Annotated in this window: 17 protein-coding genes; 14 read left to right on the top strand and 3 right to left on the bottom strand. The window is 59.8% G+C overall.

The features are described 5' to 3' along the window. Positions 1–172: 172 nt before the first annotated feature. Positions 173–847 (top strand): FadR/GntR family transcriptional regulator, encoded by a 675-nt coding sequence (locus ABOK31_RS20730; protein WP_174181173.1) that lies wholly within the window; start codon positions 173–175, stop codon positions 845–847. Beyond that, complete coding sequence (locus tag ABOK31_RS20725; protein WP_174181172.1) at positions 844–2,115, top strand: MFS transporter; 1,272 nt, start codon at positions 844–846, stop codon at positions 2,113–2,115. Before ABOK31_RS20730 ends, ABOK31_RS20725 begins: the two co-directional genes overlap by 4 nt. A gap of 117 nt (positions 2,116–2,232) precedes the next feature. Here ABOK31_RS20725 and ABOK31_RS20720 read toward each other — a convergent pair whose 3' ends face one another. From ABOK31_RS20720 to ABOK31_RS20710, 3 genes are all read right to left on the bottom strand, one after another. Beyond that, positions 2,233–2,706, bottom strand: coding sequence for a MucR family transcriptional regulator (locus ABOK31_RS20720; protein ID WP_174181171.1), 474 nt, complete (start codon positions 2,704–2,706; stop codon positions 2,233–2,235). A 266-nt stretch (positions 2,707–2,972) separates the two neighbouring features. Beyond that, the gene (locus ABOK31_RS20715) at positions 2,973–3,389 is read right to left on the bottom strand and encodes an NUDIX domain-containing protein (RefSeq protein WP_349960412.1); all 417 of its coding nucleotides are present in this window, start codon (positions 3,387–3,389) and stop codon (positions 2,973–2,975) included. Between the two features lie 100 nt (positions 3,390–3,489). Continuing rightward, positions 3,490–4,473, bottom strand: a complete 984-nt coding sequence (locus ABOK31_RS20710; RefSeq protein WP_349960411.1) for a dienelactone hydrolase — start codon at positions 4,471–4,473, stop codon at positions 3,490–3,492. A gap of 175 nt (positions 4,474–4,648) precedes the next feature. Between ABOK31_RS20710 and ABOK31_RS20705 the strand changes: the two genes are divergently transcribed. The 12 genes from ABOK31_RS20705 (at position 4,649) to ABOK31_RS20650 (ending at position 16,433) form a co-directional block, all read left to right on the top strand. Further along, a complete protein-coding gene (locus tag ABOK31_RS20705) occupies positions 4,649–4,975 on the top strand; it encodes a PadR family transcriptional regulator (RefSeq protein WP_092707768.1) in 327 nt (108 codons plus the stop codon). Next, positions 4,972–5,544, top strand: coding sequence for a DUF1700 domain-containing protein (locus ABOK31_RS20700; RefSeq protein WP_174181168.1), 573 nt, complete (start codon positions 4,972–4,974; stop codon positions 5,542–5,544). The genes ABOK31_RS20705 and ABOK31_RS20700 overlap by 4 nt, the downstream gene beginning before the upstream one ends. A 34-nt stretch (positions 5,545–5,578) precedes the next feature. Then, entirely contained in the window at positions 5,579–6,286 is a 708-nt protein-coding gene (locus ABOK31_RS20695; protein ID WP_174181167.1) for a DUF2807 domain-containing protein, read from the top strand. Positions 6,287–6,385: 99 nt separating this feature from the next. Then, positions 6,386–7,597: a serine hydrolase gene (locus ABOK31_RS20690; protein WP_174198182.1), complete on the top strand. Its 1,212-nt coding sequence runs from the start codon at positions 6,386–6,388 to the stop codon at positions 7,595–7,597. Between the two features lie 174 nt (positions 7,598–7,771). Then, on the top strand, positions 7,772–8,257 hold the full coding sequence (gene hpaR / locus ABOK31_RS20685) for a homoprotocatechuate degradation operon regulator HpaR (RefSeq protein ID WP_349960408.1): 486 nt from the start codon (positions 7,772–7,774) through the stop codon (positions 8,255–8,257). A gap of 96 nt (positions 8,258–8,353) precedes the next feature. Further along, on the top strand, positions 8,354–9,340 hold the full coding sequence (locus tag ABOK31_RS20680) for a helix-turn-helix domain-containing protein (protein ID WP_349960406.1): 987 nt from the start codon (positions 8,354–8,356) through the stop codon (positions 9,338–9,340). Positions 9,341–9,442: 102 nt separating this feature from the next. Beyond that, positions 9,443–10,849, top strand: a complete 1,407-nt coding sequence (locus tag ABOK31_RS20675; protein WP_349960404.1) for an aldehyde dehydrogenase family protein — start codon at positions 9,443–9,445, stop codon at positions 10,847–10,849. 3 nt (positions 10,850–10,852) lie between these two features. Then, positions 10,853–12,448 carry a GMC family oxidoreductase N-terminal domain-containing protein gene (locus ABOK31_RS20670; RefSeq protein WP_349960402.1) on the top strand — a complete coding sequence of 532 codons (1,596 nt, stop codon included), beginning with the start codon at positions 10,853–10,855 and terminating at the stop codon, positions 12,446–12,448. Between the two features lie 60 nt (positions 12,449–12,508). Then, entirely contained in the window at positions 12,509–13,762 is a 1,254-nt protein-coding gene (locus ABOK31_RS20665) for an ABC transporter substrate-binding protein (protein WP_349960401.1), read from the top strand. A gap of 69 nt (positions 13,763–13,831) precedes the next feature. Next, positions 13,832–14,698, top strand: a complete 867-nt coding sequence (locus tag ABOK31_RS20660) for a branched-chain amino acid ABC transporter permease (RefSeq protein ID WP_349960400.1) — start codon at positions 13,832–13,834, stop codon at positions 14,696–14,698. Then, a complete protein-coding gene (locus ABOK31_RS20655; protein ID WP_349960399.1) occupies positions 14,695–15,732 on the top strand; it encodes a branched-chain amino acid ABC transporter permease in 1,038 nt (345 codons plus the stop codon). Before ABOK31_RS20660 ends, ABOK31_RS20655 begins: the two co-directional genes overlap by 4 nt. Beyond that, positions 15,729–16,433 carry an ATP-binding cassette domain-containing protein gene (locus ABOK31_RS20650; RefSeq protein ID WP_349960397.1) on the top strand — a complete coding sequence of 235 codons (705 nt, stop codon included), beginning with the start codon at positions 15,729–15,731 and terminating at the stop codon, positions 16,431–16,433. The genes ABOK31_RS20655 and ABOK31_RS20650 overlap by 4 nt, the downstream gene beginning before the upstream one ends.

The raw sequence follows: 16,433 nt of genomic DNA, 5'->3' as shown, positions 1-16,433 counted from the left end.
TTCCGCGGCCCGACAATTCGGATGAGCATGCTCGCCATCTTCGCTTTCGGTTTCGCCGGAGCTGCCATATCGCTTGGCTAACCGATTATTCGTCTTGCTGAAAATGTGATTGACGGAAGGCTGTCGATTGACTAAATGATAAAGTCATCTGATGACTTGATGAAATCCTATCATGCGCGCCCTGATCAAAATGACGCTTGCGGAGACGGCCGTTGAGGCAATTCGCAGCGAAATTACAAGCCGTCGCTGGCTCGTCGGCGAAAAGCTGCCGAACGAAGCCTCCCTCTCGTCCATGCTCTCCGTCAGCCGTGGCACGGTTCGCGAAGCAGTGAGGGTCCTTGTGTCTCAGGGCTATCTCGAGACGCGGCAGGGGTCAGGTACTTATGTTCTGTCGAACACGGATGTCAGCCTGCCGCTGGACATGGCGCGCCGTGCCGGATTGAGGGACCAGTTCGAGGCCCGGCTTGCCCTGGAGGTTGAGGCTGCACGGCTTGCAGCTCTTCGCCGCTCGCCGGAGGTCGTTCTGCAATTGCGTGCCCTGCTGGTTGCCCGGGGCAACTATGCCGGCGACAAGGCCATATTCATCGAGCGTGATCTTGCCTTCCACAAGGCTGTCGTCGCGGCTTCGCAGAACAGGGCCATGATCGAAATCTACGAGTTCTTCTCTCTCTCGATTGCCGAAACCATCGAAGCGACGCTCGGCGAGGACATTCCCGAGCCGGATATGCAGGCGCATATCGCCATTGTCGATGCCATCGAAGCCGGCAATCCCGAAGCGGCCGATAGAGCCGTGCGCCGCTTCATGGCCCCCATCGTTGCTACTCTTGATCGGTTGCTTATGTCATGACCATGCCCTCGCAAAATCCCGCTTCCATCGAATTGATCGATGCCGAGGCCGATGAGATTCCGGCACCGCTGCCGCATGGAGGCAAGTCGCCGATCGGCAGGTTTCTGCTGGGTGCAAGCCTTGTGCTCATCGCTTTCAATCTGCGACCGGTTTTTTCAAGCGCATCGGCGCTTTTGCCGGAGATACGGACCGGACTTGGCGTTTCCGCCTTCGGTACCAGTATTCTGACGACCTTGCCCGTCATCTGCATGGGATTGTTCTCGCCGCTCGCCCCAAGGCTCGCGCAGCGCGTGGGAACCGAGCGCGTTCTGCTCGGCGTCATTTTCCTGCTTGCGCTGGGCACGGCATTGCGTGGCTTTTCCTCGATTTCGCTGCTGTTCTTGGGCACCGCATTGGCCGGCGCCTGCATTGCTATCGGCAATGTACTCTTGCCGGGTGTGGTCAAGCGCGATTTTCCCGATAAGGCGGCGCTCATGACGGGTTGCTATACGATGGCGCTATGCGCGGGAGCTGCGAGTGCGGCCGGCTTTACGCTTCCTGTCGAACATGCTCTCGGTGACTCGCTCGGCGGCGCGCTTGCCGTCTGGGCCTTGCCTGCCTTTGCCGTCGGGCTTCTCTGGCTACCGCAGGTAATCGGAGCGCGCAGCCAGGCGCGGCGTACCGGCTTTCGTGTTACCGGTTTGTGGAGAGACCGCATCGCCTGGCAGGTGACGCTTTTCATGGGGCTGCAATCGGCGCTTGCCTATTGCGTCTTTGGCTGGCTGGTACCCATTCTGCGTGAACGTGGTCTCGACGGCGTGACGGCTGGCGTCATCGTATCTGCCTCGGTCATGGTGCAGGCGGCCGCCTGCTTGGTGGCGCCTCATATCGCCGTCAAGGGTAAGGATCAGCGCGCGATCAATGTCATCCTGTGCATAATTGCCGTCGTTGCCTTGCTGGGTCTGCTGTTTGCCCCGCTCTGGACTGTCTGGTTCTGGGCTGTGCTCCAGGGCATCGGGCAGGGCGGATTGATCGCGGTTGCGCTGACCGTCATCGTATTGCGTTCGCCCGATGCGCATGTCGCCGCGCATCTTTCCGGCATGGCGCAATTCGTGGGTTACCTGCTTGCCGCGATCGGCCCGCTCGTCGTCGGCATGATCCACGGTTGGACTGGAAGCTTTGCCTGGAGTTCCGTCCTATTCCTGCTGCTCGGTCTCGGTGCTGCGATCAACGGCTGGTTTGCCGGCCACGCGATCACCGTCAACGCCAGAACAATTGAGACCTCCTGATGGGTGCGATGCCAGCCGCATCCGGGCCGGCAAGCGAAATCCTGAGGCGCCGGCTCGGGTCATATGCTGGCACGCAGGCGGATCGCATGATTATGACGTGTGACGAAACGATCCGGATTAACCGGCTTTCCGTTGGCGCCGTGGTGGTTCGATCGCCGGAGAAATGTCGGCTACGTTTTTCGTATGGCCCAGGAGAGCCTTCTTTGCCAAGGTCGATCTTGTGGCCGCATAAGAGGCCGAAACCATCGGATAATCCGCGGGCAGGCCCCATTTCCTTCGATATTCTTCGGGCGTGAGACCATATTTACTGTTCAGGTGGCGCTTTAGCGACTTGTATTTTCCACCATCTTCGAGGCAGATCAGATAGTCGTCGGTTATGGATTTCTTGATCGGCACGGCCGGCTTCAACAGCTTTTCCACTGCCGCCGTTGACGACGCAGGCTGCTGAGAGCCTGTCAATGCCGAATAAGTCTCCATGATGAGCCTCGGCAAATCTTCCGGCGTGGTCGCATTGCGAAGTACGTAGGCAGACACAATCTTGCTCGTGAGCTCAATATACCTTTCGTGGCTGGTAGTATTTTCCTTCTTCATTTTCGGCCTCACGCAATGTTTTTTATTTATGTATCCAATGTTGTTTTTGCTTTCAATGAAAATTGATGTGACTTTGGATATTCTTTGTCCTTGGTTTATTTTCGTAGTAAACATCAGGCGCTGGAAGTTTAAAACTGTTATTTTCTCATTTTACCACAATATTCGAATTGCGCCTGTGGGAGATGCATGCCGCCGACGTTCGAATATTCATTTGTCGAGGACGGCGCGGGACTTGCCGGCTTTCGCTTCGCCTGGGTTGGTGCCAGTCACATCGCGGATGTGCCCTGTCGCCGGTGGAATGGCAGGACATGATGCTCGGTAAGCGGCGCCATGGTGATATCTCCCGGATCTTGTGGTGATACCCAGCGGATCTCCTCGATCTCTGCCGCTGCCGTGATTGCAATATTACCTACTTGTAGGCGGAATATATCCGCAACGACGGTATGGTCCGGTTCGTTGGCCGCTGCTGCCTGGAAACCGCCGAGGAAAGTCAGATCTTTAGTCTCTGCCGTAAGACCCAGCTCTTCGAAGAGTTCCCTGATGAGTGCCATCTCTGGCGTCTCCTGCGGTTCCAGCTTGCCGCCGGGTTGCATGAAGGCGGTCGTGCCGCGCTTGCGCACGAGCAAAGTCTTCCCATCCGGGCGCAACACCAGAGCCGCCGCAATACGTATCGTTTTCGTCATGCCATGATCTGATCGGATTCGCGGGCGAGTTTCAACGCCGATAATGTCTGCGCATAATTCCACGCCATAGGGGCGTCTCACGCACGGGCATGTTCGCTGGTTACGGCTTCATCAGGTGTTCGCGGAAAAATGCAACGACTGCCGTATTGAATTGCTTATGAAATGCGACGCGATCGAACCCCGGAGCGTCAATGCAGGCATCGGACGATGGCCTTAATTCCGGGCAAGGTGTCAGAAACGACAGATGTACGGCATTGGGGACGATCCGGAAATCAGGCTTCTCTGGCAATAGGCGCGCAAGCGTTGCGACATTTTCGGGAGATGCTCCGCCACCTCCTCCAAGTTCTGAGCCCCAAAGCTGAAGCGGAACCTTGACATCTTTCACGCTGTCCGCGGTCGGGAATACGATGCTCAATGGGTCGGCTACAACGACTGCCTTGATGCGGGGATCATGGGTTAAGGATTGCGGTGGCGGTTGCCGCCGGGGAGGCTGAGCATGGCCTGCTGGCGGGCAGCCGGCTGCCTTCGGATCTGCACATCGTGGCGGCAGTTTGCTGAAATCCGGATTGGCTCCGGCAACGACGAGACCGGTATATCCGCCCTGGGAAAATCCATAGAAGCCAATTTGCTGCGGATTGATCTTTGTGGCATCGGGAAAGGCGTCAAGCATGAAGTCGACGGTACGTGTGATGTCGGCAGGGCGCTCGACCAATACGCCAAGACCGTTTGCCTGGCTCATGTCGGCATGATTGGCATGCGGATGATTGATGGCAACGACAATGAAGCCGGCGTCGGCAAGTGCTTCGGCGGTATCGTGATGGCCTAGATACCAGCCGCCATAGCCATGCGAGACGATGATGAGCGGCAACTTCTCACCCGCGATCGGGCAATCCGGCGTTGCCGGAACTGCCAGGGCTCCGATCCTCACCTCTGTCGGAGGGGTTGCGCAAGGAGACCACATGGCAGCGTCGATTGCCGGGTTATCCGCATCGGCTGAGATGTGAATGAACTTCAAGCCTGCCGCATATCCCGATGACGCGACAAGAAAGAGTGCGGCCGCGAGGGCAAGGCTGAAGCGGATCATTGCAACTGCTCCATTTAACCAGAGATATACGCTGCGCGACAGGCTGCGATAGCAAGGCGCGCCGGTCCGTAGGTCAGCCGACGCGAAGGCGGCATACGCCGGGCTGGGAAAACCGTCTAGCTATCTTGCATAAACAGATAGCTTGTTATATTCGTTCTGTAAAGCTGAGGCGTTCATGACTGACTCGATCCAAGTTCAATTGCGAAAGGGCGTGCTCGATCTTTGCGTCCTGGCCGTGCTCTCGCGGGGCGAAAGCTACGGCTATGAAATTGCGAGCACGCTGGTTGCTGCGGTCGGCATGGGCGAAGGAACGATCTACCCGCTGATGCGCAGGATGCAGAATGACGGACTGGTTGCGACCCGCATCGTCGAGTCGAGCAACGGGCCGCCGCGTAAATATTATCGGCTCACGCCGCTCGGGCGTTCGATTTTCGAAGCGCATCGCCGCGACTGGCGCTCGCTGGCGGGCTCCGTCGACAAGCTACTCGAGGATTTGCCATGACCAGGGAAGCCTTTTTGCGCACGCTGAGATTGGGACTTGCAGGCCTGCCTCCTCACGAGGTCGATGATATCGTGGCCGACTACGCCGCTCACTTCGCCGAATCCGAGGCCTCCGGCCGAAGCGAGGAGGACGTTTCCGCCGCCCTGGGCGATCCTGCCAGGATCGCGCGGGAGCTGCGCGCGGATGTCGGGCTACGCCGCTTCGAGGCGCATTGGAGCGTGCCGAACCTGTTGGCCGCCATGATGGCGCTGGCCGGCCTTGCCATCGTCGATATCTTTTTCCTGCTGCCTCTGTTGTTTGCGGCGATGTTCGTCACGCTCGGCCTTGCGGTCGCTTTGGTGGCCGTCGGCGTCGTTGGCCTGAAGATCATCGTTACGACCGTGCTGTTCCATATCGGCTTGCCTTCCGTCGGCATGCTGGCCCACCTGCTTATCGGTGCCGGGATGGTGAGCTGCTTCGTGGGCGGCGGTGCATTGCTGCTGATGGGGCTGAGTTTGGGCATCCGCATGCTCGGGCAATATGCCCGCCTGCATTTTCGCCTGGCGCAAGTCGACGACAGTCGAGCTTGAGCGCCGGACTGCATATCGTTGGAGGAAATGGACAATGAACGGGAAACTGGCGACTGTCGCGACGACCGGACTGATTTGTGCATTCGTCTTTCTTGCGCTCGGCATCGGGCTTTCCGGGCCGGATTGGGCAAACGCGGGACATTGGTGGGGTGGCATGCAATCCAGTTGCGGATCTGCGGTATCCGGCGGCCGCCAGGTTATCTTGCCTTTCAGCTCCAATGGCAGCCTGGCGATCGATATTCCGGCCTCTGTGCAGTATCAGCCGGGCGGAAAGGCGGAGGCCGTCATCAGCGGTGATCCAGCACTGCTCGATCATGTGCGGCTGCAGGGCGGCAGGCTGAGCCTGGATTGCAATCCAGGCTGGTCTAGCTCCAAATTCGAAGTCAGCCTGTCGGGGCCGCTTGTCACCGATTGGAAAGTACGCGGCAGCGGGGACCTCGCCCTGTCCGAACTCGACCAGTCCGATCTGCGTCTGAGCATATCGGGTAGCGGCAGCGTCGCCGCGACGGGCAGTGTAAAGACCGTCGATCTGGAGGTTTCCGGTTCGGGCGCCGCCCGTCTCAAGGATCTGGCCGCTCAATCCGTGAAGATCAGAATTCGCGGTAGCGGCGACGCGCAAGTTGCCGCCGCGGCGGATGCGGACATCTCGATCAGCGGCAGCGGCAATATCGAATTATACGGGCATCCGGTCCTGCGGCGTTCCGAAATCAGAGGCAGCGGCCGCCTCGTGCAGGTGCCGTAGTTCTGAAGCGTTGGGCACATTTGCCCGGGCGGAGTGGCTTTCGCGGCGCTATTGAGAAAGATTTCGACCTCGCTTGGCGAGTATCCCGCGTAGCTTCTGATGAAGCGCCGCCCCTTTTGCCAAGTACTCAATCAATACAAGAAGGGAGCTGCAGTTATGATTTATGGGATAGCATCCATCATTCGAATTCTAACTCTCAGCTTCAGCGTCGGGCTTGCATTCTCCGCCTATGCTTACGCCGAGACAAATTGCGGCGCCCCAAGTGGAGGGGCTGCGGGTTGGGAAATTGCGGGACCTGGCGATGTCGGGGTCGATCCAAACTTGCTGTGTAGCCTTGTCCAGCACGGCGCGGACCTGAAAGAAAACAATGTGCATGCCATTCTTGTGGCGCGGCACGGCAAACTGATCTTTGAGCAATACTACTCCGGCTCCGACGAGAAGTGGGGGCAGCAGCTCGGTGATGTCACCTTCGGACCCACGGTCCCCCACGATCTCCGCTCGATAAGCAAGAGCGTCGTTTCACTGGTTCTCGGCATAGGGATCGATAAGGGTTGGGTGCATGACATCGATCAACCTGTTTTTGCACTGCTGCCAAACTATGCCGATCTTCGCTCGCCCGAGAAAGATCGCGTTAGGTTGCGCGATTTACTGACAATGTCGAGTGGGCTGACCTGGAACGAGCATCTGCCTTACGGCAACCCCGAGAACAGCGAAACCCGCATGGATCGTGCCGCCGACCCTTGTCGCTTCGTGCTCGAACAGCCTGTCCAGCATTCGCCGGGTTCGGTCTGGAACTATAGCGGTGGCTCCGCTGCCCTGATTGCCTGCGTGCTGCATCAGGCGACCGGGAAAACGATCGACCAACTGGCCGAGGAGAATCTGTTCAAGCCACTCGGCATTTCAAATGCCGAATGGGCTCCCTATCCTAAAATCGGAGCGCCGGTAGCGGCATCCGGGCTTCGGTTGCTGCCTGGCGATACACTCAAGATCGGCCAGCTCGTACTTAACAAAGGCATGTGGCACGGCCAGCAGATCGTGCCGGCAGCGTGGATACAGCAAGCAACGACGCCTCAGATCAACGGTCCCGGCTCATATTTCTATGGTTTTCAGTTCTGGCTGGGGCGTTCCCTGGTGAACCAACGTCAAGTGGATTGGGCGGCGGGTTTCGGTTATGGCGGGCAACATCTGGTGATCATCCCCTCGCTTGACATGGTGGTACTCATTCATGCCGGACTTTATGGAAACCCGGCGGCAGACGGGATCGGCGATGCGATACTCAACAGATTCATTTTGCCGGCGGCTGCTCCCTAGAACACCCTGAAGGTCTCGGTTCAGCTTGAGGCGACCGCTCGCGGTCGGCAGGAGTGCGGGAAGCGAACTCTCGAAATTGAGAACGTTGAGCTGTCGGAGTATCCGGCAATCGCCTTGCGCTGAATGATTCTCATGTTAATCAGTGGGAATCTTAATTCAGGCGAATATGCGCACATGCAAAATAAGACAGACAGTGATGTCAAACAGCGGCCACTGCGGGATCGCCGCCGTTCTCTGGCAATCGGACTTCTGCGCGCCCGCGAAGCGGTCATGAGCCATTTCCGGCCGATCTTGGCGGCGCATGACGTGACCGAGCAGCAATGGCGCGTCATTCGCGTTCTTTATGAGGGCGGCAAGCTCGATGCGACGGAACTTGCGGACAAGGCATCCATTCTGGCGCCAAGCCTGACGCGCATGATCCGCTCTCTTGAGGAGCGCGGCTTCATCACCAAGCACAAGGATGATGCCGACGGACGCAGGGTGCTGCTGCAGATCACCTCGGCGGGGCAGGCGATCGTCGAGGACGTCATGCCGGAGAGCCAGAAAGTCTACGCCGATATCGATGCCCGCTTCGGCGAGGAGCGTGTCGAAAAGCTTCTCGACATGCTGGAGGAGCTTGCTTCGTTGAAATTGGAGAACGGCTCGGGCGGCGAGGAATGAACGCCCCTTGATTTCGTTAATGTGTTAAGTATTTGATTGACGCGTCAGGGGATCTGTAGCAGTCTTCCATAGTGCTGACACTGTTGGGAGGCGGAGTTGGACCTGTTGCAGAACCGCAGCCTGGTTGACCGGACCTGGGCGCCGACACCCTACGACCAGTGGGTTGACGACCTTCAAAGCATTTGCGGCAACTTCAATCCGCACAGTATGCAGCGCGGTGATAGCGTTATCGGCACGGCCAGCCGCATCGACGTCTGCGGCATGGAGTTCGCCCATGTTTCCAACGATCTCGATTATGTCCACCGCGATTGGGAGGACATTCGCCGCGATGCCAACGAGCATCTGTTTTTGATCCTGCAGCTTGAGGGTGTCTGCGGCGTCGAACATTCCGGCCAGCAGAATATTCTCGATGTCGGCGAATGCATTCTTGTCGATTCGACGCGGCCGACAACCTTCTATTTCCGCGGGCACTTCTCCAACCATCTGTCGCTGCATCTGCCCCGGCAGCTGATGTACTCGAACAGCAAGATCGATTTTGATGTTGCGCGCAAGCTGGAAGCCAGCGACCCTATGGCCATGATGCTGCGTGCATTGATTGCCAAGATGATGACCACGCCGGATAACGAAGCAGCCTCCCCCTATCTTCGTCAGCTGATGTTCGACACGACCCGCCAGGCGTTCCTGTCGACCGGCGCTCAGACAACGAGCCTGACTTCTTTGCATGAAAGCGCCAGCAAGCGCATGCAGATGGTCGATATCCTGATCGACAAGCACCTTACGGACAGCGATCTCAGCGCCAAGTGGCTGGCGACGCGGCTCGGCGTTTCGATCCGTACTCTGCAGCAGGATTTCCAAGGCATGGGCATGACCTGCACTACAGTCATTCGCGACAAGCGGTTGCGCTTTGCGCGAGAAAAGATCGAGCAGCTGAAAGAGCAGCGCAATCCGACGACGATAGCCGAGGTCGCTTATTCGGCCGGGTTCAACGACATTTCCTATTTCAATCGCAGCTTCAAGGAATTGTTCGATTGCGCGCCGAGCGAGCTGCTTCGGGCTGTCGAGCCGGCGCATAGATTGGACTGAAGCGCAATCTGCGCTCCAGTCCAAGACGAGGCGCGTTTCTCCCCAAGACGGGTTTTGCGGTAGCAGCCATAGTCCTTCCGAAAGTCACGGGAGGAAAATGTCGTGAAGCAGTATACCCTGCTTATCGGTGGCGAGCCTGTTGCCACGTCCCATCATGCACCGGTTGCCAATCCCTCGAATGGCGACGTGGTCGGCTTCATGCCGCTCGCGAGCGAAGCGGATCTCGATCGTGCCGTTGCCGCGGCGGCGGAAGCCTTCAAAAGCTGGTCGCAGGTATCGAGCGAGGATCGTGCCAATGCCTGCCGCGCCGTTGCCGAAAAAATCAACGAGCATGGCGAGGAGCTGGCCCAACTCCTGACGCGTGAGCAGGGCAAGCCGCTGAATGGTCTCGGCTCACGCTTCGAGATCGGCGGCGCGCTCGCCTGGACCCGCCACACCGCCGAACTCGATCTGCCGGTCGAGATATTACAGGATGACAATGAGGGCCGCGTCGAGCTGCATCGCAAGCCGATCGGCGTCGTCGGTTCGATCACGCCCTGGAACTGGCCCGTGATGATCGCCTGCTGGCATATCGTTCCGGCCGTTCGTGCCGGCAACACTGTCGTCATCAAGCCGTCGCCTCTGACGCCGCTATCGACCATTCGCCTGGTCGAGATCATGAGCGAAGTTCTGCCGCCCGGCGTCGTCAACGTCGTCACTGGCGAAAATAGCATTGGTGCCGCACTTTCCGCTCATCCCGGTATCGCCAAGATGACCTTCACAGGCTCGACGGAAACCGGCAAGAAGATTATGGCCTCGGCGGTTGCCACCCTGAAGCGTCTGACGCTGGAACTCGGCGGCAATGATGCCGGCATCGTTCTGCCTGATGCCGATCCGAAAGCCATAGTCGAAGGCCTCTTCTGGGGCGCCTTCATCAACAACGGCCAGACCTGTGCGGCGCTGAAGCGTCTCTATGTGCATGACAGTATCTATGAAGAGGTGTGCCGCGGTCTTGCGGACTACGCCTCCAGGATCGTCGTCGGTGATGGCCTGGACGATGCGAGCATTCTCGGTCCGGTGCAGAACGAGATGCAGTTCAACAAGGTGCGTGAACTTGTCGAGGATGCGCGCGCCAATGGCGGTCGTATCCTGACCGGTGGGGCGCCGATGGATCGCCCGGGCTATTTCTATCCGATCACGCTCGTTGCCGATGTCGACCATGGCGTGCGGCTGGTCGATGAGGAACAGTTCGGTCCCGCCCTGCCGATCATCCGCTACAGCGACATCGATGAGGTGGTCGCGCGCGCCAATCAAAATCCGGCTGGTCTTGGCGGCTCCGTCTGGTCCTCCGATGCGGAGAAGGCGAAGCGCTATGCCCTGCAGCTCGAATGCGGCTCGGTCTGGATCAACAAGCACGGCACGATCCAGCCGAATGCGCCTTTCGGTGGGGTGAAGCAGTCCGGCATCGGCGTCGAATTCGGCGCGGAAGGGCTGAAGGAATTCACGACCATCCAGACCGTATTGAGCTGAGCCATGACGAGCTACGATTACATCATCGTCGGTGGCGGCTCCTCAGGCTGCGTGCTGGCAAACCGGCTTTCGGAAAATCCGGCGCATAAGGTGCTGCTGATCGAATCCGGGCGCCGAGATTCGGACCCATGGATCCATATCCCCGCGACCTTCTTCAAGGTGCTGGGCAAGGGCATCGACATTCACCCTTATGCCTCGAACCCCGACAAGGGCCTGAACGGGCGGCCGAGCATCGTGCCGCAGGGTAATGTGCTTGGCGGTGGCAGCTCCGTGAACGCGATGATCTATATTCGCGGCCATCGCAACGACTATGACACCTGGTCACAGATGGGCTGCCAGGGCTGGTCCTACGAGGATGTGCTGCCGGCCTTCCGGTCGCTTGAGAACAACGAGCGGCTGAACGGCGAGTACCACGGCAGCAAGGGTAGCCTGCGCGTTTCCGATCCCCGTCATCGTCATCCGCTGAGCGAGGCCTTCATCCAGGCGGCAACCGAAATCGGCATTCCGCATAATGACGATTTCAACGGCGCGGATCAGGCCGGCGTCGGCTTCTATCAGAGCACCACCTATGGCGGTCGGCGCTGGAGTTCGGCACAGGCCTTTTTGCGCGAAGCGGAGAAGCGGGCGAACCTGACCGTGCTCACAGAGCGCAAGGTTGCCCGCATCCTGTTCGAGGGGCAGAAGGCCGTTGGAGTGGAATTGCTCGACGGCACGATCTTCAAGGCATCCCGCGAGATTGCGCTGACTGCCGGCGCCATTGCCACGCCGAAGATCCTGCAACTATCAGGCATTGGCGATGGCGAACATCTTTCCTCGCTCGGCATCAAGGTCGTCGCCGACCTGCCTGGCGTCGGGGCCAATTATCAGGACCACCTGGAAGTGCCGGTGCAGGGCGAGACGCGCGAGCCGATCTCGATCCTCGGCCACGACAAGGGGCTGCGGGCCGCCGGCCACATGCTGCGCTATCTGACCTCGCATCGCGGGCTCCTGTCGTCCAATGTCGTCGAGTGCGGCGGTTTCATCGATACCGCCGGCACCGGGCAGCCGGATGTGCAGTTCCATGTCCTGCCTGTCCTGATCGGCTTTGTCGATCGCGAACCGGAGGCCGGTCATGGCCTGAGCATCGGGCCATGCTACCTGCGGCCGCGTTCGCGCGGCTGGATAAAGCTGAGGGGCAAAAATCCGTCCGAGCAGACGGATTTCAACGCCAATCTGCTTTCCGACCCCGCCGACCTTGAAACTCTGGTGCGCGGCGTCGAAACGGCGATCCGCATCCTCGATGCCCCAGCGCTTGCCAAGCTGGTCAAGCGCCGCGTCCTGCCGAAGCCAGGCGTGGAGAAGGATCCCGAAGCGCTGCGTGATTACATCCGTCAATCCTGCAAGACAGTGTTTCACCCGGCGGGAACTGCGCGCATGGGCCGCGCGGATGATCGCATGGCCGTCGTCGGGCCGGATTTGAAGGTGCGCGGGATCGAGGGGCTGCGCGTCTGCGACGCCTCCGTCATGCCGACCCTGGTATCCGGCAACACCAATGCCCCGACAATGATGATTGCGGCAAAGGCTGCGGCCTTCATGACTGGAAAGGCGATTTCCGGCTGAGCCGGAAATCAGGAAAGCAAAGAGCCCGTGGGGAACGGGACAACACACCGGGAGGAAACAATGCCTATCAATCTGAGAGGGCTGGCGATCAGCCTTTTTCTAATGCTCGCCTCTGCATTCAGTGCGCATGCAGCCGCATCCTGCGGCGACAATAGTGGCAAGGCCGCCACCGGCGAGCCGATCGTCATCGGTGCCATCACCGGCAAGACCGGGCCGGACGACTTTTCAAACTCCACCAAGGCGGCGAAGGCCTATTTCGATTGCCTGAACGCCAATGGTGGCATCAAGGGCCGGCCGGTCAAATATCTGGTCGAGGATGACCAATGGAACCCGGAAATCGCCGCGCAGCTGGCCGCAAAGCTCGTCAACGACGAGAAGGCCGTGCTGATGGTCGGCAATTCCAGCTATGTCGAATGCGGCGCCAATGCCGATTTCTACAAGAAGTCGGGCATTCTTGTTGTTGCCGGCGTCGGTGTGCCGCGTGAGTGCTATTTTGCGGAGAATTATGCGCCGACCAATGCCGGGCCGCGCGTCTCGATGCTCGGCGCCATGGGCTATGCGCTCGACAAGCTGAATGCCAAGTCCGTGGTCTGCATCGGCCCCAATATCCCGAATGTCGGCACCTGGTCCTGCGATGGTGTGATGTTGCTTGCCAAGGAAAAGGGCTTTGCCGCCCAGACGATCCTGATGGACCCCGGCTCTGCTGATGCCACGTCCATCATCCTGCAGGCCGCTGCCAGCAAGCCGGATGTCATCGTTCTTGGTCTTTCCAAAGGCGTGGCCGTGCCGTTGCTGACGGCTGCCGAAGAGCAGGGCCTCAACCAGACGATCACCTTCCTGAGCGCTGCCTCTGCCTATGATCTCTCGGTTCCGTCCACCATCGGCTCCGGCTGGGACGGCAAGTTCTATGTCAACATGGAGTTCAATGATCTCGAGGCAACGACGCCGGACAATCAGAACTGGCTCGCCGTCATGGATCAGTACGGCCAGAAGTCCGACCCGCGCGATACCTTCGCCCAGGCCGGTTATCTGGCGGCTCGTATCGCCGAGAAGGCGCTGATGACGCTCGATCCGGCCAAGATCGATCGCGAGACCGCCTCTGCTGCCGTACGAGGGATCAAGGACTTCAAGAGCGATATCTTCTGCGCTCCCTGGTATTTCGGCGATGGCCAGCCGCGCCATAACGCCAATTCGACGACGCGCATGGCCGTCGCGGAGGGCGGGAAGTGGAAGGTTGTTTCCGGCTGCGCACCGTCGCCGGATCCGGAATTGAAGGACGTCCGCGCTTTCGAAAAGTCCGCCGGCATCAACTGAGGCGGGATGCTTGATATCGGCTCCGCGGCAAATGTGCCGCGGAGCCGAACGACCCGAGAGGATCGATTGATGAACCTTCTACCCTTTGTCATTTCCGGCCTGGGCATCGGCGCCGTCTATGCGCTGTCCGGTGTCGGCCTCGTCGTCCTGTTTCGGGCGACCGGCGTTCTCAATTTCGCATTCGGAGCCTTCGGTGCAATCGGTGCGCATTGCGCCTGGCAACTGCTGGAGTGGAAGATGCCGCTCGCTGTCGCCATCCTTGCTGCCGTTGCCGTCTCGACGGCGATCAGCTTTGTTTATGGCCGGATCTTCGCACCCCTGCTATCGCATCGCGATATCGTCGTGCGCGCTGTCGGCACCCTGGCGCCGGCGCTGATCCTGATCGCGATCATGGGCGTCATCTGGGGTGAGCTGCCGCGCCGTCTGCAGTTTCCGACCGATCAGATGTTCGTCTCGCTCTTTGCCGTTCGCCTCACCTTCACGCGCATCATCGCCATCATTCTGGCCGTCGTCATGGTCGTTGCCATCACGCTGCTTCTGACCCGCACGCGCCTGGGTCTCGACATGCGCGCACTTGCCAATGATCGCGATCTCAGTGCTATCCTCGGCGTGCGCATCCTTTATACCGAAACCGCTGCCTGGATCATGACCGGCATCTTCTCCGGCTTTGCCGGCCTGTTGCTGGCCGATCTCGTCCGGCTTCAGGGCACCTTTCTCACCCTGCTGGTCATCCCGGCAATTGCCGCCGCCATCCTCGGCCAGCTGCAGTCGCTGTGGCAAACCGCCGTTGCCGGCATTCTGATCGGCATCGCCGAAGCCGTGTTGACCCCGATTGCCTGGATCTCGCCCTATCGCGCGGCGGCACCCTTCATCATCGCGCTCGTCGCGGTCACCATTCTCGGAGGCACGGCTAGAGCCGCGTTGAAAGACCGATGACCATTCAGGAGCAAACAATCGCCCCCACAGCCGAAAGCCTATCGATGGTGCGTCTGCCCAAGCAGCTTCTTCATGTGCCTGTGACGATGGTGATCTTCTCGCTCGTCGTCGTCCTCCTTGCCAATTCCTTCTGGCTCTCTGCCGCAACATCCGCCGTCGCCTTGTCGCTGTCGGTTGCCGGGCTCGCCATTCTCTATGGCCAGCTCGGTCTCGTCTCCCTCTGCCAGTTCGCGCTTGTCGGCGTCGGCGGCTGGGTGACGCTTCGTGTGGGCCACGCCTTCCATCCGCCCTTCGAATTGAGCCTACTTGCCGGCGGCGTCGTTGCTTCGGTGGTGGGATTGGCGTTCGGCGTGCCGGCATTGCGCCTGCGCGGTCTCTATCTCGCGCTCGTGACGCTGATGCTCGCCGGCGCCTTCCAGATCGTCATCAGCGCCTGGGGTTTTCCGGATGGCGGTCCCGGGTTCCTGGGGCGGGCCGATGGTTCCGGCCGCGCGATGCTCGCAAGGCCTGTTATCGCCGATGGAGAAGTTTCCTATTTCCTCTATGTCTGCGCGATAGCGGCGATGGGTCTGCTGATTGCACAATGGCATAAGCTTGCCCGTCCCGGCCGGGCGTGGGCGCTGATCCGCAAGGGCGAGACGGTTGCCGTTGCAAGCGGCGTCAATGTACTGATCTACAAGGCATGGGCATTTGCATTAAGCGGCTTTCTCGCCGGTCTTGCCGGCGGATTGCTGGCGGGCAATGTCGGCCAGCTCGACGGACGCGCCTTCGGCGCTTTTGAAAGCCTCAATCTCTTCGCGCTTGCGATCGTCGGCGGTGTCTTCAACTGGTACGGCGCCGTCATCGCCGGCCTGCTGCTGCGCGCAGTGCCGGCGCTGCTCACCGAGCTCGGCATCGATGGCTATGTCACGATCGGGATCTTCGGCGTCGCCCTGTTCCATGCGCTGGCGACTGCGCCGACAGGCATTGCCGGGCAGATATCGGCTCTCATCATCAGGCTGAATGCCGCTCTTTCCCGTGGGAGGGCGAGATGATCAAGATCGACAATCTCATCGTTCAGTTCGGCGGCGTCAGGCCGATCAATGAGCTCAGCGCCGTGCTGACGGCGCCGGTCGCCGGCCTCATCGGCCCGAACGGCGCGGGCAAGACCACATTGCTCAACGTGCTCTCCGGCTTCGTGAAACCCATCCATGGCTCGGTCTCGCTGGGCCAGCAGGCGTTGTTGCCGATGACACCGTTGCAGCGCGTGCGTGCCGGCCTGCGCCGTTCGTTCCAGACGGAACAGGTGGTGGAGGATCTGACGGTTGCCGGCAACATCGCCGCCATCGCCGATCATGTCGTTGGCACCGGGCATCATGCCCGTGCGGTCAACCAGGCTCTTGCTTTTGCTGGTCTGACCGATGTTGCCGAGAGGCTCGGCCAATCCCTCAATCTCTTTCAGCGCCGCCTTGTCGAGCTGGCGAAATGCGTCGTCGGCGAGCCTAAGCTCATTCTGCTGGATGAACCGGCCGCGGGGCTGACCGAAGAGGAAGGCAAGGCCTTTCGCGAGCTGGTGTTGCGCATCCCGGCGGAGTTCCGGGCGCAGGTTCTCATCATCGACCATGATGTCGATCTCATCCGCTCCATGTGCAGCGAAACCATGGTGCTCGACTACGGTAAGCTTCTGGCGCTAGGCCCGACACAGGCCGTGCTCGCCGATCCCAATGTGCGGCGCGCCTATCTGGGAGAATTCTGA

This window comes from Rhizobium sp. ZPR4, assembly GCF_040215725.1.
Taxonomy (GTDB): domain Bacteria; phylum Pseudomonadota; class Alphaproteobacteria; order Rhizobiales; family Rhizobiaceae; genus Rhizobium; species Rhizobium rhizogenes_D.
This window is presented reverse-complemented; position numbering and strand designations above follow the sequence as displayed.

Excerpts from the sequence above, each read along its gene's own strand:
- ABOK31_RS20730 (WP_174181173.1), top strand. The coding sequence starts at position 173 with ATGCGCGCCCTGATCAAAATGACGCTTGCGGAGACGGCCGTTGAGGCA.
- ABOK31_RS20725 (WP_174181172.1), top strand. The coding sequence starts at position 844 with ATGACCATGCCCTCGCAAAATCCCGCTTCCATCGAATTGATCGATGCC.
- ABOK31_RS20720 (WP_174181171.1), bottom strand. The coding sequence starts at position 2,706 with ATGAAGAAGGAAAATACTACCAGCCACGAAAGGTATATTGAGCTCACG.
- ABOK31_RS20715 (WP_349960412.1), bottom strand. The coding sequence starts at position 3,389 with ATGACGAAAACGATACGTATTGCGGCGGCTCTGGTGTTGCGCCCGGAT.
- ABOK31_RS20710 (WP_349960411.1), bottom strand. The coding sequence starts at position 4,473 with ATGATCCGCTTCAGCCTTGCCCTCGCGGCCGCACTCTTTCTTGTCGCG.
- ABOK31_RS20705 (WP_092707768.1), top strand. The coding sequence starts at position 4,649 with ATGACTGACTCGATCCAAGTTCAATTGCGAAAGGGCGTGCTCGATCTT.
- ABOK31_RS20700 (WP_174181168.1), top strand. The coding sequence starts at position 4,972 with ATGACCAGGGAAGCCTTTTTGCGCACGCTGAGATTGGGACTTGCAGGC.
- ABOK31_RS20695 (WP_174181167.1), top strand. The coding sequence starts at position 5,579 with ATGAACGGGAAACTGGCGACTGTCGCGACGACCGGACTGATTTGTGCA.
- ABOK31_RS20690 (WP_174198182.1), top strand. The coding sequence starts at position 6,386 with ATGAAGCGCCGCCCCTTTTGCCAAGTACTCAATCAATACAAGAAGGGA.
- hpaR (WP_349960408.1), top strand. The coding sequence starts at position 7,772 with ATGCAAAATAAGACAGACAGTGATGTCAAACAGCGGCCACTGCGGGAT.
- ABOK31_RS20670 (WP_349960402.1), top strand. The coding sequence starts at position 10,853 with ATGACGAGCTACGATTACATCATCGTCGGTGGCGGCTCCTCAGGCTGC.
- ABOK31_RS20665 (WP_349960401.1), top strand. The coding sequence starts at position 12,509 with ATGCCTATCAATCTGAGAGGGCTGGCGATCAGCCTTTTTCTAATGCTC.
- ABOK31_RS20660 (WP_349960400.1), top strand. The coding sequence starts at position 13,832 with ATGAACCTTCTACCCTTTGTCATTTCCGGCCTGGGCATCGGCGCCGTC.
- ABOK31_RS20655 (WP_349960399.1), top strand. The coding sequence starts at position 14,695 with ATGACCATTCAGGAGCAAACAATCGCCCCCACAGCCGAAAGCCTATCG.
- ABOK31_RS20650 (WP_349960397.1), top strand. The coding sequence starts at position 15,729 with ATGATCAAGATCGACAATCTCATCGTTCAGTTCGGCGGCGTCAGGCCG.